The 23,608-nt window shown below is 61.4% G+C and carries 23 protein-coding genes; 13 read left to right on the top strand and 10 right to left on the bottom strand.

All coding sequences use genetic code 11. The features are described 5' to 3' along the window. Positions 1-25: 25 nt before the first annotated feature. The 6 genes from dnaN to EJ075_RS06105 all read right to left on the bottom strand — a co-directional run bounded on the left by dnaN (position 26) and on the right by EJ075_RS06105 (position 7,260). Positions 26-1,144: a DNA polymerase III subunit beta gene (gene dnaN / locus EJ075_RS06130; protein ID WP_126103739.1), complete on the bottom strand. Its 1,119-nt coding sequence runs from the start codon at positions 1,142-1,144 to the stop codon at positions 26-28. 290 nt (positions 1,145-1,434) lie between these two features. After that, complete coding sequence (gene dnaA / locus EJ075_RS06125; protein ID WP_245458111.1) at positions 1,435-2,907, bottom strand: chromosomal replication initiator protein DnaA; 1,473 nt, start codon at positions 2,905-2,907, stop codon at positions 1,435-1,437. A gap of 920 nt (positions 2,908-3,827) precedes the next feature. Beyond that, positions 3,828-4,094, bottom strand: a complete 267-nt coding sequence (gene rpsT / locus EJ075_RS06120) for a 30S ribosomal protein S20 (protein ID WP_095487906.1) — start codon at positions 4,092-4,094, stop codon at positions 3,828-3,830. Positions 4,095-4,276: 182 nt separating this feature from the next. Continuing rightward, positions 4,277-5,050 (bottom strand): enoyl-CoA hydratase, encoded by a 774-nt coding sequence (locus EJ075_RS06115; RefSeq protein ID WP_095487908.1) that lies wholly within the window; start codon positions 5,048-5,050, stop codon positions 4,277-4,279. Positions 5,051-5,120: 70 nt separating this feature from the next. Further along, on the bottom strand, positions 5,121-6,029 hold the full coding sequence (gene mutM / locus EJ075_RS06110; RefSeq protein WP_095487910.1) for a bifunctional DNA-formamidopyrimidine glycosylase/DNA-(apurinic or apyrimidinic site) lyase: 909 nt from the start codon (positions 6,027-6,029) through the stop codon (positions 5,121-5,123). After that, positions 6,022-7,260, bottom strand: a complete 1,239-nt coding sequence (locus tag EJ075_RS06105; protein WP_095487912.1) for a phosphopentomutase — start codon at positions 7,258-7,260, stop codon at positions 6,022-6,024. Before EJ075_RS06105 ends, mutM begins: the two co-directional genes overlap by 8 nt. 153 nt (positions 7,261-7,413) lie before the next feature. Here EJ075_RS06105 and EJ075_RS06100 point away from each other — a divergent pair, with 153 nt between their 5' ends. After that, the gene (locus EJ075_RS06100; RefSeq protein ID WP_126103737.1) at positions 7,414-8,337 is read left to right on the top strand and encodes a phosphate/phosphite/phosphonate ABC transporter substrate-binding protein; all 924 of its coding nucleotides are present in this window, start codon (positions 7,414-7,416) and stop codon (positions 8,335-8,337) included. A gap of 119 nt (positions 8,338-8,456) precedes the next feature. Here EJ075_RS06100 and EJ075_RS06095 read toward each other — a convergent pair whose 3' ends face one another. From EJ075_RS06095 to EJ075_RS06085, 3 genes are all read right to left on the bottom strand, one after another. Continuing rightward, complete coding sequence (locus EJ075_RS06095; protein WP_126107252.1) at positions 8,457-9,077, bottom strand: TadE/TadG family type IV pilus assembly protein; 621 nt, start codon at positions 9,075-9,077, stop codon at positions 8,457-8,459. 37 nt (positions 9,078-9,114) lie between these two features. Further along, entirely contained in the window at positions 9,115-9,675 is a 561-nt protein-coding gene (locus EJ075_RS06090; protein ID WP_126103736.1) for a TadE/TadG family type IV pilus assembly protein, read from the bottom strand. Between the two features lie 154 nt (positions 9,676-9,829). After that, positions 9,830-10,252, bottom strand: a complete 423-nt coding sequence (locus tag EJ075_RS06085) for a pilus assembly protein N-terminal domain-containing protein (protein WP_126103735.1) — start codon at positions 10,250-10,252, stop codon at positions 9,830-9,832. 354 nt (positions 10,253-10,606) lie between these two features. On the opposite strand from EJ075_RS06085, the gene EJ075_RS06080 reads away from it, so the two are divergent. The 9 genes from EJ075_RS06080 to EJ075_RS06040 all read left to right on the top strand — a co-directional run bounded on the left by EJ075_RS06080 (position 10,607) and on the right by EJ075_RS06040 (position 19,682). Beyond that, positions 10,607-10,777 carry a Flp family type IVb pilin gene (locus EJ075_RS06080; RefSeq protein ID WP_126103734.1) on the top strand — a complete coding sequence of 57 codons (171 nt, stop codon included), beginning with the start codon at positions 10,607-10,609 and terminating at the stop codon, positions 10,775-10,777. A 148-nt stretch (positions 10,778-10,925) separates the two neighbouring features. Next, positions 10,926-11,444, top strand: a complete 519-nt coding sequence (locus EJ075_RS06075) for a prepilin peptidase (RefSeq protein WP_126103733.1) — start codon at positions 10,926-10,928, stop codon at positions 11,442-11,444. Between the two features lie 219 nt (positions 11,445-11,663). Beyond that, a complete protein-coding gene (gene cpaB, locus EJ075_RS06070) occupies positions 11,664-12,476 on the top strand; it encodes a Flp pilus assembly protein CpaB (protein ID WP_126103732.1) in 813 nt (270 codons plus the stop codon). Beyond that, positions 12,473-14,005 carry a type II and III secretion system protein family protein gene (locus EJ075_RS06065; protein ID WP_126103731.1) on the top strand — a complete coding sequence of 511 codons (1,533 nt, stop codon included), beginning with the start codon at positions 12,473-12,475 and terminating at the stop codon, positions 14,003-14,005. Before cpaB ends, EJ075_RS06065 begins: the two co-directional genes overlap by 4 nt. A gap of 14 nt (positions 14,006-14,019) precedes the next feature. Further along, positions 14,020-14,757 carry a CpaD family pilus assembly protein gene (locus EJ075_RS06060; RefSeq protein ID WP_126103730.1) on the top strand — a complete coding sequence of 246 codons (738 nt, stop codon included), beginning with the start codon at positions 14,020-14,022 and terminating at the stop codon, positions 14,755-14,757. 28 nt (positions 14,758-14,785) lie between these two features. Next, a complete protein-coding gene (locus EJ075_RS06055; protein WP_126103729.1) occupies positions 14,786-16,075 on the top strand; it encodes a CpaE family protein in 1,290 nt (429 codons plus the stop codon). 29 nt (positions 16,076-16,104) lie between these two features. Then, positions 16,105-17,610: a CpaF family protein gene (locus tag EJ075_RS06050; protein ID WP_126103728.1), complete on the top strand. Its 1,506-nt coding sequence runs from the start codon at positions 16,105-16,107 to the stop codon at positions 17,608-17,610. Positions 17,611-17,639: 29 nt separating this feature from the next. After that, complete coding sequence (locus tag EJ075_RS06045) at positions 17,640-18,653, top strand: type II secretion system F family protein (RefSeq protein WP_126103727.1); 1,014 nt, start codon at positions 17,640-17,642, stop codon at positions 18,651-18,653. Between the two features lie 12 nt (positions 18,654-18,665). Beyond that, on the top strand, positions 18,666-19,682 hold the full coding sequence (locus tag EJ075_RS06040; RefSeq protein WP_126103726.1) for a type II secretion system F family protein: 1,017 nt from the start codon (positions 18,666-18,668) through the stop codon (positions 19,680-19,682). Between the two features lie 108 nt (positions 19,683-19,790). Here EJ075_RS06040 and EJ075_RS06035 read toward each other — a convergent pair whose 3' ends face one another. After that, complete coding sequence (locus EJ075_RS06035; RefSeq protein ID WP_126107251.1) at positions 19,791-20,612, bottom strand: tetratricopeptide repeat protein; 822 nt, start codon at positions 20,610-20,612, stop codon at positions 19,791-19,793. Positions 20,613-20,733: 121 nt separating this feature from the next. On the opposite strand from EJ075_RS06035, the gene EJ075_RS06030 reads away from it, so the two are divergent. From EJ075_RS06030 to EJ075_RS06020, 3 genes are all read left to right on the top strand, one after another. Next, on the top strand, positions 20,734-22,098 hold the full coding sequence (locus EJ075_RS06030; protein ID WP_126103725.1) for a leucyl aminopeptidase family protein: 1,365 nt from the start codon (positions 20,734-20,736) through the stop codon (positions 22,096-22,098). A 70-nt stretch (positions 22,099-22,168) separates the two neighbouring features. Beyond that, positions 22,169-22,519, top strand: coding sequence for a MarR family winged helix-turn-helix transcriptional regulator (locus tag EJ075_RS06025; protein WP_095487941.1), 351 nt, complete (start codon positions 22,169-22,171; stop codon positions 22,517-22,519). A gap of 30 nt (positions 22,520-22,549) precedes the next feature. After that, entirely contained in the window at positions 22,550-23,410 is an 861-nt protein-coding gene (locus EJ075_RS06020; RefSeq protein WP_126103724.1) for an NlpC/P60 family protein, read from the top strand. Positions 23,411-23,608: the final 198 nt, after the last annotated feature.

The raw sequence follows: 23,608 nt of genomic DNA, 5'->3' as shown, positions 1-23,608 counted from the left end.
GACAGCAAGATGGCTTCTTTCGGGCCTATACCCGCATCGGCATCAGCACGTAGAGCGTGGTTTCGTCGGCCATGTCGTGGATCAGCGTTGGCGAACCGGCGTCCGCCAGCATGAATTTTGCCTCAGTGCCGGTCAACTGGGCTGCGACGTCGAGCAGATATTTGGCATTGAAGCCGATTTCGATCGCGTCGGACGAATAATCCGCAGCCAGTTCTTCGGTGGCGCTGCCTGAATCCGGATTGTTGACCGCAAGCGTGACCTGGCCTTCTCCAATCGAAAGCTTCACCGCGCGGCCGCGCTCGGAGGAGATGGTCGAGACGCGGTCGACGGCGGCGGCGAAACTCTGACGGTCGATGATCAGCTTCTTGTCGTTGCCGGTGGGGATGACCCGCTGATAGTCCGGGAAGGTGCCGTCGATCAGCTTCGATGTCAAAACCACACTGCCGATGGTGAAGCGGATCTTGGTGTCGGACAATTCGGTGGTCACGGCGATATCAGGGTCATCGACAAGCTTTTGCAGCTCGCTGACCGTCTTGCGCGGAATGATGATGCCCGGCATGCCCTCGGACCCTGCCGGCGCGTCGATCTCGGCGCGCGCCAGTCGATGTCCGTCGGTCGCTACCGAGCGCAGCTTCAGCTTGCCGTCGGTATCATGCGTGTGCAGATAGATGCCGTTCAGGTAGTAACGCGTCTCTTCGGTGGAGATGGCGAATTGGGTCTTCTCGATCAGGCCCCTGAGCGCAACCGAATCGAGCCGGAAGATATGCGAGAACGATCCGGCCGAAAGCTCCGGGAAATCGGATTGCGGCAGGCATTGGAGACGGAAGCTCGAGCGGCCCGAGGTCACCGTCATGGCGTTGCCGTCTTCGTCGGTCTTCAGCATGACCTCCGCGCCGTCGGCGAGCTTGCGCACGATGTCGTAGAGCAGATGCGCGGGAACCGTCGTCGCTCCGCCGCGCTCGACCTTGGCAGGCGTGGCTTCGGTCACCTCCAGATCGAGGTCGGTCGCCTTCATCTCAAGGGTGGCGCCTTCGGCGCTCAGCAGCACATTCGAGAGAATCGGTATGGTGTTGCGCCGCTCGACCACGCGATGAACGTGATTGAGCGACTTCAGGAGATTTGACCGTTCCAAGATAACACGCATGACGAAACAGGCTCGCTTGAATGAATGAGCGGGTCTCCGGCAAGCGGTGCCCCGCGAAAGGTCTGAACAGGCTCAGAATCTGCATAAACTGATAGGAAAAACCCCGCAAGCGCAAGCCCACGCCACCGGTTCGAGCCGGTTACGCAGGCTTTCTGGGGATAAAGCTGGCGAAGCCCGCAAGCCAATGCTTGTCGCCCAAAAGTGCGCAGCGGTTTTGAGGCAACGACATGCATAAAAACGTAGATTTCAAGCGCGTCGCAGCCACGCGACACGCTTTGTTTTCGGGCCGGTCAGGCTTGATCGTTGATCAGTCTTCTCAGCAGTTCGAGCTCCTGCGCCAGCGTGTTGTCGACGCCTGAAAGATCCTCGATCTTGCGCACGGCATGCAGCACCGTCGTGTGGTCGCGGCCACCGAAACGCCGTCCGATCTCCGGCAAGGAGCGCGGTGTCATCACCTTCGACAGGTACATGGCGACCTGCCGCGGCTTGACGATCGTACGCGTGCGCCGGTTGGACAGAAGTTCTGTCTTCGAAACATTGTAATGGCGCGCGACGATGCGCTGGATGTCCTCGATGCGCACCCGCTTCGGCTCGCCCGAACGATAGATGTGGCCGAGGATCTCGTCGATGCGGTCGATGGTGATCTGCGGTTCGAACGACTGGCGGAACAGAAGCTGGTTGAACGCGCCTTCGAGTTCGCGTCCGCTGCCGGTCACAGTGCGGGCGACATGGTTGAGGATCTCCTCCGAGATGTCGAGCGATGCATCGTCAGCCTTTGCGGTGGCAAGGCGCAGCTTGAGCATGCCGATGCGCATGGCGAAATCCGGCGCCGACATTTCGAGCGCGACGCCGCCGTTGAGGCGCGAGCGGACGCGGGGCTCCAGCGATTCCAGTTCCGACGGCGGCCGGTCGGCGGCAACCACCACCTGCTTGGCGCTGTCGAGCAGCATGTTGATCAGATGGCAGAATTCATGCTGGATCGACTTGCCTTGCAGGAACTGCATGTCGTCGATGATGAGGAGGTCGATGTCGCGCAGCTGCTCCTTCAGCGTCAGCGCATTGTTGTCGCGGATCGCGGTGGCGAACCGCCACATGAAATATTCGGCCGTGAGATAGACGACGCGCGACTTTGGATTCTGCTTCAGCGATTCCGCCGCGATCGCCTGCAACAGGTGCGTCTTGCCCAGCCCCACCGTCGCGTGAAGAAAGAGCGGATTGAAGCGCACCGCGCTCGACTGCGATTCCGCCACCGCCTTGGCGGCGGCGAAGGCCACCCGGTTCGACGGTCCCTCGATGAAGGAGCCGAACGTATAGCGCGGGTCAAGCGGCGAACCGAGCACATTGTGCCTGAACTCGGTCTCTGCAGGCATTCCCGAGCGAGGTGCCGGCACCCGCTCCACCCTGCCGGGGCCCGCTGTTCCAGAGGCCAGCGCCGTTTGCGATTGCCTTGTCATCTTGCGCGCCGGGGCCAGTTCGGGCTCGACGCCATTGCGCCCCGGGCGGGTAGCGGTGCGCACGACGATCTCGATCTTGAGGATTTCGGGATCCTCGTGTTTCCACAGCTCGGCGATGAGGTCGAGGTAGTGGCCGTTGATCCACGAGCGCAGGAAGGCAGTCGGCACGGAGATGCGGACAATGCCCCGGGATGCTTCGGCGACCTTCATGCGCCCGAACCAGCTCGAATAGACTTCGGTTCCCAGACGCGCCTTCAACTGAGCCTTGACCCGGTCGAACTTCTGTTCCGCATCGTTGGAAGCCGACATAGTGTCCCCTCCGGTTAAGGTTCCAGGGAATGGGAGGTCGCCCGTAAGCTCCCTTTCGATGCCGCTCTGCATGATCGAGTTCCTTGTCCTTTTGTACCTTTTTCCGCCGGGGATACGCCTCCTGCATCCATGTTTCCGGCGACCGTGTCTTCGCTGCGACACTACCGCCGCCGCCGGCAGATGATGTCGCCTCGTTGTCAGGGGACCGGCGCCGACTCCTCAGAGCCAGCCCGTTTGGTCATGTCAGGGCAATACAATGCCGTCCGGCGAAAACGCCGGCGCGTCATGACCTGCCATATACAGTTACGCCAATCCCCTACCGTATCGAAAAAGACAAACCAAACCCGACGCGGAAATGATCCACGTCATGAATTCCGCCACTTTTTTGCTGGCCGATTCAGGCTGGGTTAAGGGCCAACAGGCCCGTCCCTCTCGATAGACCGACATTAACGAAATCGTTGTGGATAGGGCAAGGCCACGACTAACGGATTTTTAAGGAATGTGGTTACCGCAGACGGGTTCGAACCCTGTGTTGCACGGGCGTATTTTGACAAAGCCATTGTGATTCAAACCCTTTTCCGGCGAATATGAAAAAGGCCACGCCGCGCGAAATTTTCTGAAATAATTTTCTTGACAGGCAATTGTCCCCCATCCCCCGCACGCGATGTGAACAAGCTGTGGATGGACCGTCCGTAAGTTATTGAAAAGTAAGGGTAGTTTTTGACAGCCGATATTTTCGTCGCGGACGCTTTCAGCGGCCTTGAATATCAGCAGGCATGTATATGCCGGCAAAGCATTTCGAACATTGAAGTTCGCGCGGAGGTGTGGTTTGCGAGCATTCTTTTTAAGTACTTGCCGGCAAACGAAAAAACCCGGCGCGAGCGGCCGGGTTTAAAGAAGATCAGTTCTGGAAAGGTATATCAGGCCGACAGCACCTTGAGCCGCTGGGCCAGGCGCGACACCTTACGGGATGCCGTGTTCTTGTGCACCACGCCCTTGGTCGCGGCGCGCATCAATTCCGGCTCCGCCACTTTGAAAGCAGCCTGCGCGGCGGCCTTGTCGCCCGAGGCGAGCGCCTCCTCGACCTGGCGGATATAGGTCCGCACGCGCGAGCGGCGGTTCTTGTTCATCGCCGTGCGACGGGCGATCTTGCGCGTTGCCTTTTTGGCCGAGGAGGTATTGGCCATGATGCCTCTCTTCTGATCTGGTGGGCGCATGCGGGATGCCGCAGGGCGCAAAAAACAAACGGGCAGCCACAGGGCCGCCTCGGTTGGTGCGGCTTATAGTTCAGCTTTTCCGGCGCGTCAACGCTGCTTCGCCTTCTTTTTGGCCGCTGTTGTCGCTCGCATCCCGCCGCCGTCGTCACGATCTACCGGTTCGTGAAATTCGGCTTCCGCTTCTCGGTAAAGGCGGCCATGCCTTCCTTCTGGTCGTCGAGCGCAAACAGGGAGTGAAAAAGCCGGCGCTCGAACCGCAGCCCTTCGGCCAGTGTCGTTTCATAGGCGCGGTTGACGGCCTCTTTCGCCATCATCACCGAGGGCAGCGAAAAATCGGCTATCTTGGCCGCCGCCTTCAATGCCTCCTCGATCAGCTCGTCGGCAGGCACGACGCGCGACACCAGGCCGCAACGCTCGGCCTCCGCGGCATCCATCATCCGTCCGGTCAGGCACATGTCCATCGCCTTCGACTTGCCGACGAAGCGGGTTAGGCGCTGTGATCCGCCCATTCCCGGCATGACGCCGAGCGTGATCTCGGGCTGGCCGAACTTGGCGTTGTCGGCGGCGATGATGAAGTCGCACATCATCGCCAGTTCGCAGCCGCCGCCGAGCGCATAGCCGGCCACTGCCGCGATAACAGGCTTGCGCGCCCGGGTGAACTCTTCCCAGCCGACAAAGAAATCCTGCACATAGGCGTCGGCAAAGGAGATCGCCTGCATCTCCTTGATGTCCGCACCTGCCGCGAAGGCCTTTTCGGAACCGGTGATGACCATCGCGCCGATGTCGGCATTCGCGCAGAAGCCGTTCACGGCCGCGACCACTTCCGCCAGGATTTGGGAGTTCAGCGCATTGAGCGCCTTCGGCCGGTTCAGCGTGATCAGCCCGACCTTGCCGCGGGTTTCCACGATGATCGTTTCATAGGTCATGACTGTATCTCCTCGCTCGGGTCATCTATCTACATCTGGCGTCCAACTCACACATGGCGTCCAGCCTTGCTCACATCTGACAGGTCCGGCAATAGAAGGTGGAACGCCCGCTTTGCACGACGCGCTCTATGTGGCCGCCGCAGCCGTGCTTTGAGCAGGGTTCGCCCTCGCGATCGTAGACCGCGAAGGAATGCTGGAAATAGCCCAGGGACCCGTCGGTCTGCACATAGTCGCGCAGCGACGATCCGCCGGCGGCGATTGCATCGGCGATCACCGCGCGGATTGCTTCGGCCAAGGCGTCGCTCTGCTGTCTGGCCTTCTTTCCAGGCTTTGCGATGGTGCCCGACTCGCGCAACGGCGACAGGCTGGCGCGCCACAGGGCTTCCGACACATAGATATTGCCGAGCCCGGCGATCAGCCGCTGATCGAGAAGTGCCGCCTTCAGCGGCGACTTCCGGCCTTTCAGCAGCGAGGCGAGAAGCCCGCCGTCCAACGCATTGCCTGTCGGCTCGACGCCCAGCCCCGCCAGCATCGGATGCGTGTCGGGCGCCCCTTCCGAAAACAGCATGAAGCCGAAACGACGCGGGTCGTTGAAGGTCACGCGCGACCGGACGCCTTTGGGCGAGACGACATGGAAGACGACATGGTCGTGCACCGCGTTTTTCGAGCGCTCGTGATAAAACGCGCCCAACATTTCGCTGTTATCGGGCATTTCGCTGTCATCGGACATTTCGATGCGGAACGAACCAGACATGCCGAGATGGCAGATCAGCACCGGGCCGCCTGCCAGATACATCGTCAGGTATTTGGCCCGGCGACCGAGTGCCGTAATCGTCTTGCCGGTCAGCCTCTCCGAGAATTTTTCAGGAAACGGAAAGCGCAGGTCGGGCCGGCGTGCCTCGACGCGTGCGATGCGGGCGCCTTCCAGGACCGCCTGCAGGCCACGCCGGACCGTTTCGACCTCAGGCAATTCAGGCATGGCCGCCTATCGTTGCATAAAAGGAGGTGCCGTGGCGGCCGCGTGCCAGCCCAAGATGCTCGGCGACCGTTTCACCGATGTCGGCGAACGTCGTTCTGAGCCCAATGTCGCCGCCAAAACCTGGTCCCGTGCCGATCACCGGAATGCGTTCGCGCGTATGATCGGTGCCGTGCCAGGTGGGATCGTTGCCATGGTCGGCCGTGAGGATGAGAAGATCGCCGTGCCTCAGCCGCGCAAGCGCCTCCGGCAGCCGCCGGTCGAACGCCTCGAGCGCGGCGGCATAGCCGGCAACGTCGCGCCGATGGCCGAACTCGGTGTCGAAGTCGACGAAATTGGCGAAGACGAGATCGCCGTCGCCCGCGTCATCCATCGCGCCGAGCGCCTTGTCGAACATCGCCATGTTGCCGGCGGCCTTGCGCACTTCCGAAATGCCGCGATGGGCGAAGATATCGCCGATCTTGCCGACCGCGATGACCCGGCTGCCGCGCGCCGTCAGCCGGTCGAGCAGGGTTGGTTCGGGCGGCGGCACCGAATAGTCCCGGCGGTTGTGCGTCCGTTCGAAGCTGGCGGCGGTTTCCCCAATGAAAGGTCGCGCGATCACCCGTCCGATGTTCAGCGGATCGACCAGCCTGCGCACCACCTTGCAGAATTCGTAGAGCCGTTCCAGGCCGAAGTGAACTTCATGCGCGGCGATCTGCAGAACGGAGTCGACCGAAGTGTAGCAGATCGGCTTGCCGGTGCGGATATGCTCCTCGCCGAACCGTTCGATGATCTCCGTGCCCGGGGCATGGCAATTTCCGAGAACGCCCGGCACCTCTCCTTCGCGGATGATTGCTTCGGTCAGCTCGGCTGGAAAGGCGGGAACCGTGTTCGGAAAATAGCCCCAGTCGAACCGGACTGGCAAGGCGGCGATTTCCCAATGGCCCGACGGCGTGTCCTTGCCGCTTGAAATCTCCTGCGCCGCGCCATGGAAGGCGGAGGCGAGATGGGCCTTGCCGCCGCTTTCGATGCTGAATCCTGTCGCGGTTTTTGCCGCGTGACCCAGACCGAGCGAGAGCATATTGGGTATGAAAAGCGGTCCTTTGCGCAGCCCCTCGCGATCCGCCCGGCCTTCCGCGCAGGCTCTGGCGATGTGTCCGAACGTGTTGGAACCGGCGTCGCCATAGCGCTCGGCGTCGGCCGCGCCGCCGATGCCGAAGGAATCGAGAACGAAAAGGAAGGCGCGCGCCATTGCAGGGTTCATTACAATTGTCTGTCCGTCCGCCCAGACATAGGGTTCCGCGGCGCCATTGGCAATTCGGAACCAGACGGCTTGGCGCGATAGTTGAGATGCCGCGAAATGCCGGCATAGGCATGGACCGATGAAAGGCGAGCGGGGACTCACATGAGGCATGCCTTGAAGGCCTCCGTAGCCATCATGACGATGCTGGGCGCATCCTGGTCAAACCCGGCGCGCGCCGATTGGCGGGACGACATCGGCACGTTTCGTGTCGGCATCGTTGCCGAGCCCGGCGCCGGCAACACCGTTCCAGGTCTTGAGCTGTTGACGGATGCCTACACCAAGGCGCTCGGCATGAGGGTGGAGTTTGTCGTTGCCCGCGACTACGCGGCGCTGATCGAGGCGCAGGCCAATGCCCAGATCGAATATGCGGTCTATTCGGCGACCGCCTACGCCACCGCATCCGAACGTTGCGAATGCGTCGAGCCTCTTGTGGCGCCTGTCGATTCCGACGGCGCGGTCGGCATCCGCTCCGTCTTGCTGACGCGGGACGGCAAGGTCCCGGATCTGGCCGCGATGGAAGCACATCGGGTCGCCATGGCGCCCCCGGACAGCGTCGGCGGTTCTCTCTTGCCACTTGCCGGGCTGGCCGCCGAAGGCGTCAAGGTTGCCGAGGACGCACCATTTCTGACGCACGCCAGTTCGGCTGCGGCGGCTGAAATGATGCTGGTCGGTGGTGAGGCCGATGCCCTGTTCGGCTGGATGCCGGCGATGGCCGATGGCCAGCCGGATGTTCCGGGCGGCACGGTGGCCAGGCTGGAAATGGCAGGGATTTCGAAAGCAGCACTTCGGGTCGTGTGGACGTCCGGCGTGCTGCGATATGGTCCCCATGCCGTCCGCAGCGATCTCGACCCCGAAGCCAAACGGCGGCTCACCGTGTTCCTCATCAATCTCAGATCGATGTCGCCGGATGTCTACGATCTTCTGGAATGGAAACATTCCGGCGGCTTCGCCGTCGCCAGCCCGGATGACTACGCAATGGCCGCGGCGATCGTGCGCCTGATGTCAGGCAACCATCGACAGCAATAGCAACCGGCGTCGGAGCATCGGAGCAAAAAAAGAAGACCGGTTCTGTGTCAATCCGAGTTCAAAAAATGGAGCGGCGGTGCGGCTCGATTTGAGAGTCCGCCGCTCTGCCCGCGGTTGTTTCAGCAGGTGGCGCAAGGAATCGTCAGGCTCCTGCGGGGCCTGAGATAATATGTTTCCCCCATCGATATCTTGTTGAAGGCCGAGCTCAATCCAAGTCGCTTTTCGCTGTCCGCCGACCAGGTGATGATCGGCTCGTATGCAAGATCGCTTTCGACGCGAATGAGGAAGGTGTCCTTGATCTCAAGCGTTTTTGGAATCGTGGTGACGGAGTCCTTGGCGGCGTCGGCGCTGAAGGCATCGCCAACCATCTTGCGTGACCACACGACCTGCACCTTCGGCGGCGTTTCGTTGGTGACCTTTATCGCGGTGATGACGATCTTCGGGGTCGAGCGGTTGTAGGGCTGAAGGGTGGAGTTGCCGATCTTCATGATCGCATCGAGATCGGCGGCGGAGATTATCTCCTGCTGGGTGACCAGATCCGCCACCATGCTGCCTATGCGGCTGACCTTCTTGCTGGTCTCGATGGCTTGCGAGGCTTCCATGGTCATGAAGTACATGATCAGCAGGACAGGCACGATGAAGGCAAACTCAACGGCCGCGACACCGCGGCGATCGCAGCAGAACCGGATGGCTTTCGTGCAGATCCCAGTGATTCCCATATGTGCCCCCGCACGCCCCATGCCCTCGTCCTTTTCCCCACTCACGCAATGGCTCGGTTCAGTCGTCGAACGGCTCGTTCTGCCAGGTCACCGATGTGAAATGCAGCGTCTTGCCGCCGTCCAGATTGGCCATCGATTTAGCCATGAAATCGGTCATGACCGGCCATTTGTAAAAAACCCGCAGCATGTTCTTCGATGCAGCTAGGCCCGGGTCTACCGTAAAGGTCGTTATTTTCGTGCCGGTCAGCTCGATGTCGCCAGCTGTTGTGATCTTGAAGCCCGCGGTTGCCGCGTCGGCGAAGGTTGGGAATTCGCGCAGGTCCACCAGCAATCCGGGGCAGTCCTTGGCGACCATGATCTCCAGCCGGCTGCAGATCATGGCCTTCAGCGTGGCCTCGGTCACGTCGGCCCTCTTTAGCTGCCCTGTCCGTAACTGGCGCGCGACGTCGTCGGTGATGTTGGCCATCACCTCCTGCCCGGCAAATGAAATGCAACTCTCCAGGATGGCAAAGACGAGGAGCGCAAACGGCACCGCAAGCATCGCGAATTCGATGGCCGTGCTGCCGCGCCGGTCACCAAGGAATCGCGCGGAAAAGCTCGCTCGTCCTGCTTTGCTCATGTCCCGTCTTCGCCGATCCTGATGGGGGTGTCGGAGGAAACATTAGCGGAAACCCATTGAGGCGCGGTTTGGATGATCGTTAAATTCGACGGAAAGGTTTTAAGCGGCCGATAACCAAAGCGGCATTTCAGTGAGACGAGAATAGCCCAGTTGCTTATTGGCCGGCGCTCATCTCGGCTTCCGAGGCTTTCTCCGCATCGCTCTTGTACGAGCTTTCGCAATACGGCGTGCAGGACATGGTCTGTATTTCGGCACGTCGATAGATGCGCACCGACGACGCGTCCTGTCGCACGACAGTGATCTGCTCGTCGACGATCGGACTGCCCTCTTGATCGAGGACGACGAGGTTGGTGACGCCAAAGCCCTTGCCCGTCAGCACGATCGTCGAAGCATCCTGCACGGAGGCATCGGCGATCGCCGGATTGCCGACGACGATCGTATCGGCGGCGCGCGACAATTTGACGATCTTCGCCTGGTTCATCGTAACCTCGATGCCGCCGCCCGCATTGGCCGGCACGACGAAGGCCGTGGTGGCAAGAAGCGCGGCAATCGGAAAGGACGATCTCGGCCCGGTCATTGAAGCGCTCCACGGCGGCGAACTGCTCAACGGAACATGAACGAGATTGGTGAACCAACGGTTAAGCGGATGGAAGCCGTGGTGATGTCGGGATCGGAATCATGATCGCCTGGAGCGCGCCGCCCCTTTCTCAAATCGCCAAATTGCGGCTTTCACGGCCTTTGGGGTGTTTGTCGGGTTCGCGAGCGTCACTTAGTTTACGGTTAACCACGCAATGCCTTCGAAGCGGGAAAGGAATCGGTAAGGCTGTTTATTAAGCCGATCGAAAGAGCTTCTCCATAGATTGGCAGCATCCGATCAGCCACCAAGAGAAGTTGACGGAATTGCTGTAACATCTGGAGTAGGAGCTCTCGAATGTCTAATCTCATTGCACGTTTTGTGAAGGACGAATCCGGCGCGACCGCCATCGAATATGGTCTGATCGCCGCCCTCATCGCACTCGCTATCATGGTCGGCGCCGGTCAACTGGGCAATAGCATCAACCAGAAGTTCAAGGATATCTCCTCGACGCTGAACGGCGCCTGATAATAGCGACGTTAGTCGCTTTTTCGGATCAAGGGCCGCCTCGTTTGGCGGCCCTTATTCGTTGTGTCAGGCGATTTTGAATTCCCGGCCTCATCAATCGTTAATCGAACACGTCTAGGCTGGGCCAGGTACCATGGGCGCTGCGCTGATGATTGAAGCCTTGATCTTCGTTGTCTTTCCGTTCTGCATGCTTTTCGCCGCGATCTCCGACATGCTGTCGATGACGATCGCCAATCGCGTGCCGGTGCTGCTCGTGGCTGTTTTCGCTCTGGTCGCACCGCTGACGGGCATGGACTGGGCAACCTATGGCTTGCATTTCGTCTCCGGCGGCCTTGTCCTCGCCGTGACGTTCGGTCTGTTCGCGCTCGGCGGCATGGGAGGCGGAGACGCCAAGCTGCTGGCCGCCACGGCCCTCTGGATGGGGCTGAGCATCCATCTCGTCGAATATCTCGTGGCCTCGGCATTCATCGGTGGCCTGCTGACGCTCGCCATCCTCGCCTACCGGAAATCGCCGCTTGCAGCCGTTACAAGTCACAATCCGTTTTTGCGCCACTTCGCCGACGAGACGACCGGCGTGCCCTATGGCATAGCGCTCGGCATTGGCGGGCTGCTCACCTTTCCAAATTCGCCGTTGATGGCGTGGGCACTCGCAAGGCTGGCAGCCTAATTCTCTCGCCAACCTTCCCTCGCCAGATTAGCCTTCCACTATTTCGATTTGGCGTTGGAGCAGGCGGCTTGGCCGCCTTTTTGCGGGCCGAACCGGGATGCCTCAAATTTATGTAAACCTTAAATTAATCACGATCGTAAGCATTATATTAACCTTGTTTTGACGATTGCCGCTGCAAGGTCCGGCTTGGCTAAGTGGTTTGCCAAGGGGTTCGGACAAATGCCAGCATCCCGACTGATCATTCTAGGCGTGGCGGTGGCCGCGGCGGGTGGCGCAGGCTATGTTGCAAAAAACATGGTGGCGGCTCCGCCGCCTCAAATTGTCGATTCCGGCCCCACGGCGCCGGCAATCGCGCTGCAGGACGTGCTTGTCCTGTCCAGCGACGTTCCGATGGGCAGCCCGCTCGAGAACAATATCAGCTGGCAGTCCTGGCCGGCCGACGGCATCAATGCGAATTTCATAACCCGCGCCGCGGAGCCCGAAGCGCTTGAGAAGCTGAAAGGCGGTGTTGCCCGTGTGGCGATGTATGCCGGCGAGCCGTTGCGGCGCTCCAAGCTGATCGGCGAGGGACAGAGCTTCATGTCGTCGATCCTGCCCTCCGGCATGCGGGCCGTCGCCACAGCCGTATCTGCCGACACCTCGGCCGGCGGCTTCATTCTTCCCAACGATTTCGTCGACGTCATCATGACCCGCAGAGCCGATGCCGCGAGCGGCAGCAGCGGTTTTACGACCGAAACCATCCTCAAGAACATTCGCGTCCTGGCAATCGACCAGACAATCCAGGAGGACGAGGAAGGCAAGAGGACCAGGGTCGGTCAGACCGCCACGCTGGAACTGACACCGCAGCAGGCGGAGATCATCACCGTCGCCCAGCAGATGGCCGATCGCCTGACATTGGCGCTGCGGTCGATCAGCGACACCCAGGAGAAGAATCTGGGCGAGGCCGACTATCTCGTTTCCGGCAATGGGCGGCGCGGAACGGTGCGATTGATAAAGTCGGGCGAAGTTTCCGAAGTGGGGGCAAGGCAATGAGGCTACACGCTGGACTGCCGGTCACCGTGGCTGCGGCAATCGGCCTGTTTCTCCTCGGAACGAATGCGCATGGTGTCGTCGAGGCAAATGCGGCAGGCAGGAATGCCGAGGTGTCGGCTTCGACCGCCACCCAGCGCGTCAAGCTCGGTCTCAACAAATCGGTGGTCATCGACCTGCCGAGCGACGCCTATGACATTCTCGTCGCCAACCCCGCGGTCGCCGATGCGGTGACCCGCACCGCCCGGCGCATCTATCTGTTCGGAAAGGCGGTGGGCGACACCAACATCTTCGTCTTCGGGCCCAATGGCGAGCAGATCGTCAGCCTGGATCTGGCGGTCGAACGCGACGTCGCCGGGCTGGAAGACTATATCAGGCGCTTCATCCCGTCATCGGCCATCACGGTCGAATTGCTGAACGATAACGTCGTCCTGACCGGAACCGTGGACACTCCCCTGGACGCCAAGCGCGCGGTCGATCTGGCCACCATCTTCGTGTCCGGCGGTGAAGCGACCACGGGACAATATTCGCAGACCGCCTCCGGCGGCTCGGCCGAAGCCGGTGTCGACATCGACAATCCGGATTCCGAGCGCCGCGTCAGCCAGATCGTCAACCTGCTGCAGATCATCGGCGACGACCAGGTGACGCTGAAAGTGACGGTGGCCGAAGTCAGCCGCTCGGTGATGAAGCAGCTCGGCGTCAACCTTATTGGCGACGGCGGCAGCAACGGCATCAGTTGGAGCGCACTGACCAGCCCCGCATACGGATTGGGAAAGCCACTGTCGCAAAACTCGGGACTTTCAATCGGCACCTCGGCGCTTCAAGCGTACATCAACGCCATGGAGCAAAGCGGTGTCATGAAGACGCTGGCCGAGCCGACATTGACCGCAGTCTCGGGTGAGAAAGCGACTTTCAAAGTCGGCGGTGAATTCAATCTCATCACAAGCCGAACGAACAACGTTTCAGGCGACAATCAAACGGGCCAGGTTACTTACACCAACGAAAAGCTCGAATATGGAATTGGCCTCGAATTCCAGCCTGTCGTGCTCTCGGCGGGCCGCATCAGCCTTAAAGTGAGGACGTCGGTTTCGGAGCCTACGACGGAAGGCGCCACAGTGCTCGAAGGGGGTGGTGACTTGCCCGGCACCACTTTGCTGTCGATCCGCAAACGCCTGGCCGACACCACCGTCGAATTGCCTTCCGGCGGTTCGATGATGATCGCCGGCCTCGTTCGAGACGATATCCGGCAGGCGGTCGCGGGGCTGCCCGGGCTGACCAAGATACCGGTGCTCGGCACGCTGTTCCGCAGCAGGGACTTCGTCCGCAACGAAACCGAGCTCGTCATCATCATCACGCCCTACCTGGTGAAGCCGGTGGCGCGCAACGAGCTTGCCAAGCCGGATGACAATTTCAACGCGGCCAGCGATGGCGCCGGCATGTTCCTTGGCCGTGTCAATCGCGTCTACGGCACCATGCAGACCGACAAGCCCAACGGCCGTTACCACGGCGTTGTCGGCTTCATCTACAAGTGATCGGGGAAGCGGACATGTCTCAGTCAGCGTCGAAGCCAAGGAAGATCATCGCAGCGATGCGGCCCGGCCGTTCGCGGACCTACCGGCCGGCCATTCCGGTCCTGGCGATTGCGGTCGCGGCATTGCTGGCGGGCTGCGCCAAGCGGGACAGCATCACGGTTGGTGCCGTTCCGGACGACTATCGCACCACGCATCCGATCGTGATCGCTGAGAAGGTCCAGAAGATCGACCTTCCGGTCGGCGCCGGCGACCGCGGCATGACCGGGTCTCAACGCGCCACGCTTCTGGGTTTCCTGGACGGCTACGACAAGAGTGCCGCTCCGGCTCTGACGATCTCGATCCCGAGCGGTTCGGCCAACGAGATCGCCGCGACCGCAGCCGGTCGCGATTTCGCCAGGCTTGCGATTGCCAGCGGCATCAGCCGCAACCGGATCGCCGTGACTACCTACCAGTCGGTTTCGGCCGAAGCGTCCGCGCCGATCCGCGTCGCCTTTGTCTCGGTGAAGGCCCAGACCGATAAATGTGGGCGCTGGCCCGAAGATCTGCTGGAGACGTCGGAAAACAAGCACTACGCCGATTTCGGCTGCTCTTATCAAAACAATCTTGCCGCCCAGATGGCCAACCCAGCCGATCTAATCGGGCCGCGCAAGCAATCCGATATCGACGCGGAAAATCGCGGCGAGGTGATCGACGTCTACCGCCAGAGAGGCATTTCGGACGAGTTCCTCGGCAATTCCGAAGTGGAATATTGAGCTTGAGCCGCGCAGGTCACGGAAAGAAATGACAATGAGCAATCTTGCCTACGACGCAGGGCTAGACGGCGGCGAAACCTCGCAGCAGGATATCGCCGCCATGCAGGCGTTGCGGCCGATTCCGCGCATTTCGATCCAGGCATTTTGCGAGACCGAAGGCGTTGCCAATCCGGTCGAGCGCGCCGGCGAGGATCGCCGCATGGCGAAGGCCCATCTGAAGGTCCATATGGGCGGCATCGCCACCGCCATCGAATTCTACCAATCGGCGCCGACACCGAACTTGATCCTGCTGGAATCGCGCAGCGAGCCGACGCAATTGCTCGAGCAGCTCACGCAGCTCTCCGAATATTGCGATCCGACCTCCAAGGTCGTGGTCATCGGCCACTACAATGATGTTGGCCTTTACCGCGAGCTCATCCGCTCCGGCATTTCCGAATATGTCATCGCGCCGGTGTCGATGGCCGACATCGTCAGCGTGATATCGTCGATTTTCGTTGATCCGGAGGCCGAGCCGATCGGCCGCTCGATCGCCTTCATCGGCGCCAAGGGCGGCGTCGGCTCCTCGACCATTGCCCACAATGTGGCCTGGGCGATGTCGTCCCTGTTCAAATCTGAAGTGGTCGTCGCCGACCTCGATCTTGCTTTCGGAACGGCCAACATCAATTTCGATCAGGATCCGGCGCAAGGCATTGCCGAGGCGGTCTTCTCACCGGAGCGCGTCGACGAGGTCTATCTCGACCGGCTGCTTGCCCAGTGCGCCGAGCACCTGTCGCTGCTTGCAGCACCTTCAACGCTCGACCGGGTCTACGATTTCGATCCCGACGCCTTCATGCAGCTTATCGACACGGCCCAGCGCAGTGTGCCGCTTCTGGTGCTCGATATCCCGCACATCTGGACAGGCTGGACCAAGAACACGCTGGTCAAGGCCGACGAGATCGTGATCACAGCGACGCCGGAGCTGGCCAATCTGCGCAACACCAAGAATCTCGTCGACATGTTAAAGCGGCTTCGCCCGAACGATCCGCCGCCCAAGCTGATCATCAATCAGGCAGGCGTGCCGAAGCGCCCGGAGATTGCGTCATCCGACTTCGCCGACTCGCTCGGCCTGTCGCCGATGTCGGTGATTCCTTTCGAGCCGCAGCTGTTCGGAAATGCCGCCAATAATGGGCGCATGCTCGGTGAAATGGATGCCAAGAACCAGGTCGTCGGCATGGTCAACGAGATTGCGCATGTGCTGACCGGGCGCAGCGAAATCAAGGCAAGAAAGAAAGCGGGCCTGGGCAATCTCCTTGGCAAGCTCTCGCGCAGCAAGAAGTGATGCTTTCGCAGCGGAATTGGTAGTCGATCATGTTTGGTAAAAGAGGTAGCGACGACGGCAGCCGGTTCACCCCGGAATTCCGTCAGCCGGCACCTGCGCCCGCCGCGCCGGCGGCGGCAAACCCTGCGGAAACGTCGGTTCTTGCCAAACCCGCGCCGCCGTTGCTTGGCACGTCCGCGGCCCCGCTCGCGCGCCGCGCTGTCGAGGCGCCGCCACTGGCACCGGAGCCAAAAAGGATCCAGCGCGAGAAGAGCGAAGCCTACTACGACACCAAGAGCCAGGTCTTCTCCGCGCTCATCGACACGATCGACCTGTCGCAGCTCGCCAAGCTCGATCCCGAAAGCGCGCGCGAAGAAATCCGCGACATCGTCAACGACATCATCGCGATCAAGAATTTTGCGATGTCGATCGCCGAACAGGAAGAACTGCTCGACGACATCTGCAATGACGTCCTGGGTTACGGGCCGCTGGAGCCATTGCTCGCCCGCGACGACATCGCCGATATCATGGTCAATGGTTCCAAGGACGTCTACATCGAGGTCAACGGGAAGGTCGAGCAGACCGGAATTCGTTTCCGCGACAACCAGCAGCTTCTCAACATCTGTCAGCGCATCGTCAGCCAGGTTGGCCGCCGCGTCGATGAATCGAGCCCGATCTGCGACGCACGCCTTCCCGATGGTTCCCGCGTCAACGTCATCGCGCCGCCGCTCGCCATCGACGGCACCGCTCTCACTATCCGCAAGTTCAAGAAGGACAAGCTGACGCTCGATCAGCTGGTCAAGTTCGGTGCCATTTCGCCGCATGGCGCCGAGATTCTCAAGATCATCGGCCGCGTCCGCTGCAACATCGTCATTTCGGGCGGCACCGGCTCGGGCAAGACGACGCTGCTCAACTGCCTGACCAACTATATCGACCGCGAGGAACGCGTCATCACCTGCGAGGACTCGGCCGAGCTGCAATTGCAGCAGCCGCATGTCGTGCGTCTGGAAACCCGCCCGCCCAACCTCGAGGGCGAGGGCGAGGTGACCATGCGCGACCTGGTCAAGAACTGCCTGCGCATGCGTCCCGAGCGTATCATCGTTGGCGAAGTGCGCGGACCCGAAGTGTTCGATCTTCTGCAGGCGATGAACACCGGTCATGACGGCTCGATGGGCACGATCCACTCGAACAGCCCGCGCGAATGCCTGAACCGTATCGAATCGATGATCGCGATGGGCGGCTACACGCTGCCGCAGAAGACCGTGCGTGAAATCGTGGTCGGTTCCGTGGACGTGATCATCCAGGCCGCTCGCCTGCGCGACGGATCGCGGCGTATCACCCACATCACCGAGGTGATCGGAATGGAGGGCGATGTCATCATCACGCAGGACATCGTCCTCTACAACATCAAAGGCGAGGATGCGAACGGCAGGCTGCTGGGCGAGCACGTGTCGACAGGCATCGGTCGTCCGCATTTCTGGGAGCGCGCCCGCTACTATGGCGAGGAACAGCGCCTCGCCAATGCGCTCGAGGCGATGGAGAAACGCGCTGACTGAAGCATTCGGAGGCGTAGGGGCCAGGATCGATGTTCGGAATTGACGGCACCGTATTGGCATTCATCGTGCTCGCCGGCTTCAGCGCCGGCGCGGTCGCCTATGCTTTTCTGTTCAATCGGATTAGCACCGAGAAGCAAGTCGGCAGGCGGCTTGAAACGATCAAGACTGCCGAGACGGATCGTGACGTCGTCAAGGCCTCGCGCGATCGCGTGGCGGAAGCGGCCAAGCGTCGCAAATCGGTCCAGGATTCGCTGAAGGATCTTGAGCAGAAGCAGAAAACCAACCAGAGCATCGTCAAGAAGCCGCCACTGAAGGCCCAGATCCGTCAGGCGGGCATGAAGGTCTCGCTCGAGCGCTTCTATCTCTACTCGGCCGTTTGCGGCGCCGTCCTGACGTTTCTTGCGTATTTCATCGGCGCGCCACTGCTTGTCTTGCCGGGTGCGCTGCTGGTCGGCACTCTCGGACTGCCACGCTGGTTCGTCTCGTTTTGCCGCGCGCGCCGGGTCAAGGCGTTCCTCAACGAATTTCCGAATGCGCTCGACATCATCGTGCGTGCGGTCAAATCCGGCCTGCCGCTGAACGACGCCGTCCGCCTGATCGCCAACGAATCTCCCGAACCGGTCAAGACCGAGTTCCGCCGCATCGTCGATTCGCAGCAGATGGGCCTGTCGATCCCCGACGCCAGCCTGCGTATGGCCGAAACAATGCCGTGCACGGAAGCGAGCTTCTTCGGCATCGTCATCCAGATCCAGTCCCAGGCCGGCGGCAATCTTTCGGAGGCGCTTGGCAATCTTTCGCGCGTGCTTCGCGACCGCAAGAAAATGAAGGCCAAGGTCCAGGCGCTGTCCATGGAAGCGAAGGCGTCCGCCGTGATCATCGGCGCGTTGCCTTTCGTCGTCGCCTTTCTCGTCTACCTGACAAGCCCGAACTATATCATGCCTCTGTTTACCACCAGCGCCGGCAATCTGATCCTCGGTTGCTCGGCGGTCTGGATGTCTATCGGCATCCTGGTGATGCGCAAGATGATGAACTTCGAAGTTTAGGATTTCGAGCGCATGACCGAAACTGTCGTCAAGACCCTTACCGACCCGGCATTCCTGATTGCCTTGCTGGTCGGCATCGCGGTGTTTGCGACCGTCTTCACGCTGCTGCCTGCTTTTGGTGGAAACCAGCTCAAGGCGCGCATGAAATCCGTAGCGCTGGAGCGCGACGAATTGCGCGCCAAGCAGCGTGCGCGGCTTGCCGTCGAGGCCGATCGCCGCCGTAAGGGCCTGCGCGAGCAACAGTCGATCGGCATGCGAAATATTGTCGACCGGCTGGACCTGAGACGCGCCCTTGCCGATGAAGGCACGTTGCAGAAACTCAAGGTGGCTGGCTTTCGCGGGCAGAATCCGCTGACGCGTTTCCTTTTCTTCCGTCTGGTCCTGCCCTTTATCGGCTTTGCGCTGGCCGCGATGTATCTGTTCGTGCTCGGAGGATTGCCGGAGCAGCCGCCTCTCATCAAACTGTTTGTCTGCGTCGTCGTCGCCTATGCGGGTTTTTACGCGCCGGTGCTTTACGTCAACAACCGCGCCACTAAGCGCAAGCAGTCGATCCAAATGGCGTGGCCGGACGCGCTCGATCTGATGCTGATCTGCGTCGAATCAGGCATGTCGGTTGAGGCGGCGTTTCGCAAGGTCGCGGACGAGATCGGCGCGCAATCGGTGGCGCTTGCCGAAGAGTTCATCCTGACCAATGCCGAACTTTCCTACTTGCAGGAACGCAAGCAGGCTTACGAGAACCTTGCAAGTCGCACCGGCCTGGAATCGGTCAAGTCGGTGTCGCAGGCGCTGGTCCAGGCTGAGCGCTACGGCACGCCGGTGGCGCATGCGCTGCGCGTGCTTGCCAGTGAAAGCCGCGACATGCGCATGAACGCCGCCGAGAAGAAGGCCGCGGCCTTGCCACCGAAGCTCACCGTGCCGATGATCCTGTTCTTCCTGCCGGTGCTGTTCGCCATCATTCTGGGTCCTGCAGGCATCCAGGTGAGCCAGCGCGGCATCTTCGGCGCCCCGTCGACATCCAGCGGCCAATAGCCTCGCCAAGGCGACAATACACGCAAAATCCGCGGTGCTGATGCACCGCGGCTTTGGAATTTCCGGCATGTCGACGAGTTGAGGGACTGGCCGGCAAAGCCGGCGCGGTCAGTTGGTGGCAGGCTTCGCCTTGTCCTGGTCCTTGAGCTGGCTCCAGGCGTTCTGCTGGGCGAGCATCTGGCGAAGGTAAGCCACGTTCGCTTGCGCCTGTTCGGCCGAGAGCTCCTGCGAAGCGATTTTCTCGGCTTCGTCGAAACGACCCTGCAGGCCGACGACCAACGCCAGGTTCTGGCGGACGCGGCTGTCGGCGTTCGGCTGCTGGGCGGCCGAGCGCATATAGGTTTCGGCCGTGCGCAGGTCACCTTCCAGCACATAGGACATGCCGAGATTTGAAAGGATCGAAGGTTCGTTCGGCTTGAGGTCCAGCGCCTTGCGATAATCCTGGCGCGCCTCGTCTCTCTGGCCAAGCTGGTCGAGAATCGCGGCTTCCGCCGACACCAGTTTCCAGTCCGGATATTCCGGCGTCTGCGCGCGGCGCACGGCCTCGAGCGCCGGCTCGAACTGGCCGTTGGCGGCGAGCGCCTTGCCATAGGCGGCAAGCACGTCGCGGTCTTTCGGCAAGGCGATCGCCAGCTTGCGCATCACGGCGAGCGACTGGTCGGCGTCGCCATCCATTTGCAGCGCCGCCGCGTAATTCGTCGCGATCCGCTTGTCGTTGGGGTTTTTGGCGTAGGACTGACCGAGCGCTGCTGTCGCATTGTGCAACTCGCTGGCCGACATGGTTTCCAGTGGTTTGCCGCTGGAGCGCGAGATGGAACCGGTCGTCAACTTGCTGGTTCCGCAGCCGGCGACGCTGGCCGCAAGCGCCATCATAAACGCCGTGGTGATCAGCCGCTTTCCCGTGGCGTTCATCTTGCGGTTGGTCGGCATCTGCACCAGGCCTCCATTCATAGACGTGGCCATTACGTGGCCATCTTCCCTCCCGCAGAAATATTCTGTTAACCCTAACGGACAGTTAAGAAGCGCCGACTCGAACGCCGGAGACCATCGAATGCCTGTCGAACTCGTCGAGAGAAAACTGAAGACCGCGCTGCCGGTCCATCTGGTGGCGAAGGATAGGCTGGATGCGGCAGGTCTTCCGCCATCCACGATCGCCTGGGCCAGGGCCAACGGCTTTTCCGGTGAGGCAGGCAGGACACTGGCCGTGCCCAGCGAAAACGGCGCGCTGGCCGGAGCCCTGTTCGGCCTCGGCGATGGTGAAAGCGCGCTTGCCCTCGGCGCGTTGGCGCGAGCCTTGCCGGAGGGCGACTGGCATTTCGTCTCCACATTGGCCGAGCCGGACCTTGCGGCAATAGCGCTGGTTCTCAGTGGTTATGTCTTCACCCGCTACGGCAAGAAGCCCGGCAAGGCGCTGCGTTTTTCGCTGCCGTCCGGCGCTGAAGCGGCTTATGTTCGTCGTATCGCCGATGGCGTTTTCCTGACGCGCGATCTGGTCAATACGCCGACCAGCGATATGGGGCCGGACGATTTGGAGGCGGCTGTCCGGACCTTGGCCAAAAAGCACAAGGCCGAAGTGTCGGTGACCAAGGGCGACGATCTGCTCAAGAAGAATTTCCCGATGATCCATGCGGTCGGCCGCGCATCGGTCGGCGCGCCGCGCCTGATCGACATGATTTGGGGGCCGAAGAACGCCCCGAAGGTGACGCTGGTCGGCAAGGGCGTCTGCTTCGACACGGGCGGTCTCGACATCAAGCCCTCCTCGGGCATGCTCTTGATGAAGAAGGACATGGGTGGCGCCGCCAACGTATTGGGCCTTGCCTCCATGATCATGGCCGCTGGCCTGAAGATCCGGCTGCGTGTGCTGATCCCGGCGGTCGAGAATTCGATCGCCGGCAACGCCTTCCGGCCCGGCGACGTGCTGGCGAGCCGCAAGGGCATCACCGTCGAGGTCGGCAACACCGATGCCGAGGGACGGCTGGTGCTGGCGGATGCCTTGGCGCTGGCCGACGACGACGAGCCGCAACTGCTGATCGACATGGCGACCCTGACGGGGGCTGCTCGCGTCGCGCTCGGTCCCGACCTTCCGCCCTTCTACACTGGCGATGAAGCGCTGGCGTCCGAACTGGCGGCGGCTTCCGCCGCGGTCGAGGATCCGCTATGGCGCATGCCGCTGTGGAAGCCCTATGACGCAAAGCTGTCGTCGAAGATCGCCGACATCAACAACGTCACGTCTGACGGGTTCGCCGGCTCGATCACGGCGGCGCTGTTCCTGAAGCGCTTCGTCGAGAAGAGCGCCGGCTGGGCGCATTTCGACATCTTCGCCTGGAACCCGTCCGATCGTCCGTACGGTCTCGCCGGCGGTGAGGCGCAAGGCATCCGGGCGCTGGAAAGGGTCATCTCGAAACGCTACGCCTGACGGTTGCTGTCCGACAGGAAATTCTCGAGACTGAAACGGAACCGAAACAATTTGCCGTCATGTTGGCCGGATGTCGATTTCCATGCGCCCGAGCCAGGCCTTGCGACTGTGGCAGCAGGTGATGCTGTCCCAGGTGCGCGACGATACGCCGGACCTTACCATGCGCCAGACGGCGATCCTGTTCACCATCTATCTCGACCCGCCGCCGCACACGGTGCGCGGGCTCGCTGCCCGGCTCAATGTCACCAAGCCGGTGATTACCCGCGCGCTCGACACAATGGGCGCGCTGAAGCTGGTTTCGCGCCATCGCGACGAGCTCGACAAGCGCAACGTGCTGGTCAAGCGCACTGTCGAAGGTGCTCTCTTTGTCGAGCGCTTCGGCGATGTTATCATCGCCAGAGCCCAGGAATTGCCCATCTGACCGAGTTGCCGATTTGAACGAGTTGCCGATTTGACCGCCAGGGATGCCCGCCTCCACGCCTTCCGTTCCGATCTCGCTGATGTCAGGCTGAAAGGCGAGGTCGCCGCCGATCGCTTCGTCGCCGGACGGCCAGCGCGTATATCAGCTTCAGTGGCCGATATCCGCAAGGCGCCGCGCCCGGATGCCGGAGTCGACACGCAGCTTCTGTTCGGCGACGACGTCCTCGTCTTCGAGGACGTTGAGGGCTGGGCCTGGATCCAGGCCGAGCGCGATGGCTATGTCGGCTATGTCGCCGACACCGTGCTGGGGGCGCGAGGCCATACGCCCACCCATGTCGTCTCGGTGCCGCGCACCTTCCTTTATCCCGGACCGGATTTGCGGTTTCCGTCGAACGGACAGCTCTCGATGGGATCGGCGGTAACGGTGACGGGCGCGGCTGAAACACGCGGTACGCACTATGCGCTGCTGCCATCCGGCGAGGCGGTCATATCGGGCCATTTGCGGCCCTTGAACAAACCAGCTGCCGACTATGTCGCGGTCGCGGAAACCTTTCTCGGCACACCCTATCTGTGGGGCGGCGCCTCCGGCTTCGGCATCGATTGTTCCGGCCTCGTGCAACTGGCGATGCACATGGCCGGCAGGCAAGTGCTGCGCGACACCGACATGCAGGCGGCGACCATCGGTGAGCCGCTCGACCCGGCCCGGGATTCTGCCGGGTTGCGGCGCGGCGACCTGGTGTTTTGGAAAGGCCATGTCGCTGTTATGACCGACCCAGAAACGATGATCCATGCCAACGGCCACACCATGCTGGTCTCGCGTGAAGGGTTCAGAGAAGCCGTCGCCCGCATCGGCTATCTCTATGGCGGCCCGACGGGGTTTCGGCGGCCTTAGGGGCATCCCTTACCTCTCCCCCTGTGGGAGAGGTCGGATTGCCCCGATTTGTCCTTCACAAATCGGTTGGCAATCCGGGTGAGGGGTAAGTTGGCGCCAAGCTGGAACACCCCTCATCCGTCTTGCCGCTTCGCGGCAATCCACCTTCTCCCACACGGGGAGAAGGTGGAGAGGCGCTCGATCACCTTTTGTTCCGAT

Origin of the sequence: Mesorhizobium sp. M6A.T.Cr.TU.016.01.1.1 (genome assembly GCF_003952585.1) — a bacterium.
Classification (GTDB): Bacteria; Pseudomonadota; Alphaproteobacteria; order Rhizobiales; family Rhizobiaceae; genus Mesorhizobium; species Mesorhizobium mediterraneum.
The sequence above is the reverse complement of the archived record's forward strand: the minus strand, read 5'-3'. Positions and strand labels throughout refer to the sequence as shown.

Coding starts and splice junctions, on each gene's coding strand:
- cpaB (WP_126103732.1), top strand. CDS start 11,664: ATGCCAGCATCCCGACTGATCATTCTAGGCGTGGCGGTGGCCGCGGCG.
- EJ075_RS06055 (WP_126103729.1), top strand. CDS start 14,786: ATGACAATGAGCAATCTTGCCTACGACGCAGGGCTAGACGGCGGCGAA.
- mutM (WP_095487910.1), bottom strand. CDS start 6,029: ATGCCTGAATTGCCTGAGGTCGAAACGGTCCGGCGTGGCCTGCAGGCG.
- EJ075_RS06040 (WP_126103726.1), top strand. CDS start 18,666: ATGACCGAAACTGTCGTCAAGACCCTTACCGACCCGGCATTCCTGATT.
- dnaA (WP_245458111.1), bottom strand. CDS start 2,907: ATGTCGGCTTCCAACGATGCGGAACAGAAGTTCGACCGGGTCAAGGCT.
- EJ075_RS06080 (WP_126103734.1), top strand. CDS start 10,607: ATGTCTAATCTCATTGCACGTTTTGTGAAGGACGAATCCGGCGCGACC.
- EJ075_RS06075 (WP_126103733.1), top strand. CDS start 10,926: ATGATTGAAGCCTTGATCTTCGTTGTCTTTCCGTTCTGCATGCTTTTC.
- EJ075_RS06035 (WP_126107251.1), bottom strand. CDS start 20,612: ATGCCGACCAACCGCAAGATGAACGCCACGGGAAAGCGGCTGATCACC.
- EJ075_RS06105 (WP_095487912.1), bottom strand. CDS start 7,260: ATGGCGCGCGCCTTCCTTTTCGTTCTCGATTCCTTCGGCATCGGCGGC.
- rpsT (WP_095487906.1), bottom strand. CDS start 4,094: ATGGCCAATACCTCCTCGGCCAAAAAGGCAACGCGCAAGATCGCCCGT.
- EJ075_RS06090 (WP_126103736.1), bottom strand. CDS start 9,675: ATGAGCAAAGCAGGACGAGCGAGCTTTTCCGCGCGATTCCTTGGTGAC.
- EJ075_RS06115 (WP_095487908.1), bottom strand. CDS start 5,050: ATGACCTATGAAACGATCATCGTGGAAACCCGCGGCAAGGTCGGGCTG.
- EJ075_RS06050 (WP_126103728.1), top strand. CDS start 16,105: ATGTTTGGTAAAAGAGGTAGCGACGACGGCAGCCGGTTCACCCCGGAA.
- EJ075_RS06095 (WP_126107252.1), bottom strand. CDS start 9,077: ATGGGGCGTGCGGGGGCACATATGGGAATCACTGGGATCTGCACGAAA.
- EJ075_RS06030 (WP_126103725.1), top strand. CDS start 20,734: ATGCCTGTCGAACTCGTCGAGAGAAAACTGAAGACCGCGCTGCCGGTC.
- EJ075_RS06045 (WP_126103727.1), top strand. CDS start 17,640: ATGTTCGGAATTGACGGCACCGTATTGGCATTCATCGTGCTCGCCGGC.
- EJ075_RS06100 (WP_126103737.1), top strand. CDS start 7,414: ATGAGGCATGCCTTGAAGGCCTCCGTAGCCATCATGACGATGCTGGGC.
- dnaN (WP_126103739.1), bottom strand. CDS start 1,144: ATGCGTGTTATCTTGGAACGGTCAAATCTCCTGAAGTCGCTCAATCAC.
- EJ075_RS06025 (WP_095487941.1), top strand. CDS start 22,169: ATGTCGATTTCCATGCGCCCGAGCCAGGCCTTGCGACTGTGGCAGCAG.
- EJ075_RS06060 (WP_126103730.1), top strand. CDS start 14,020: ATGTCTCAGTCAGCGTCGAAGCCAAGGAAGATCATCGCAGCGATGCGG.
- EJ075_RS06085 (WP_126103735.1), bottom strand. CDS start 10,252: ATGACCGGGCCGAGATCGTCCTTTCCGATTGCCGCGCTTCTTGCCACC.
- EJ075_RS06065 (WP_126103731.1), top strand. CDS start 12,473: ATGAGGCTACACGCTGGACTGCCGGTCACCGTGGCTGCGGCAATCGGC.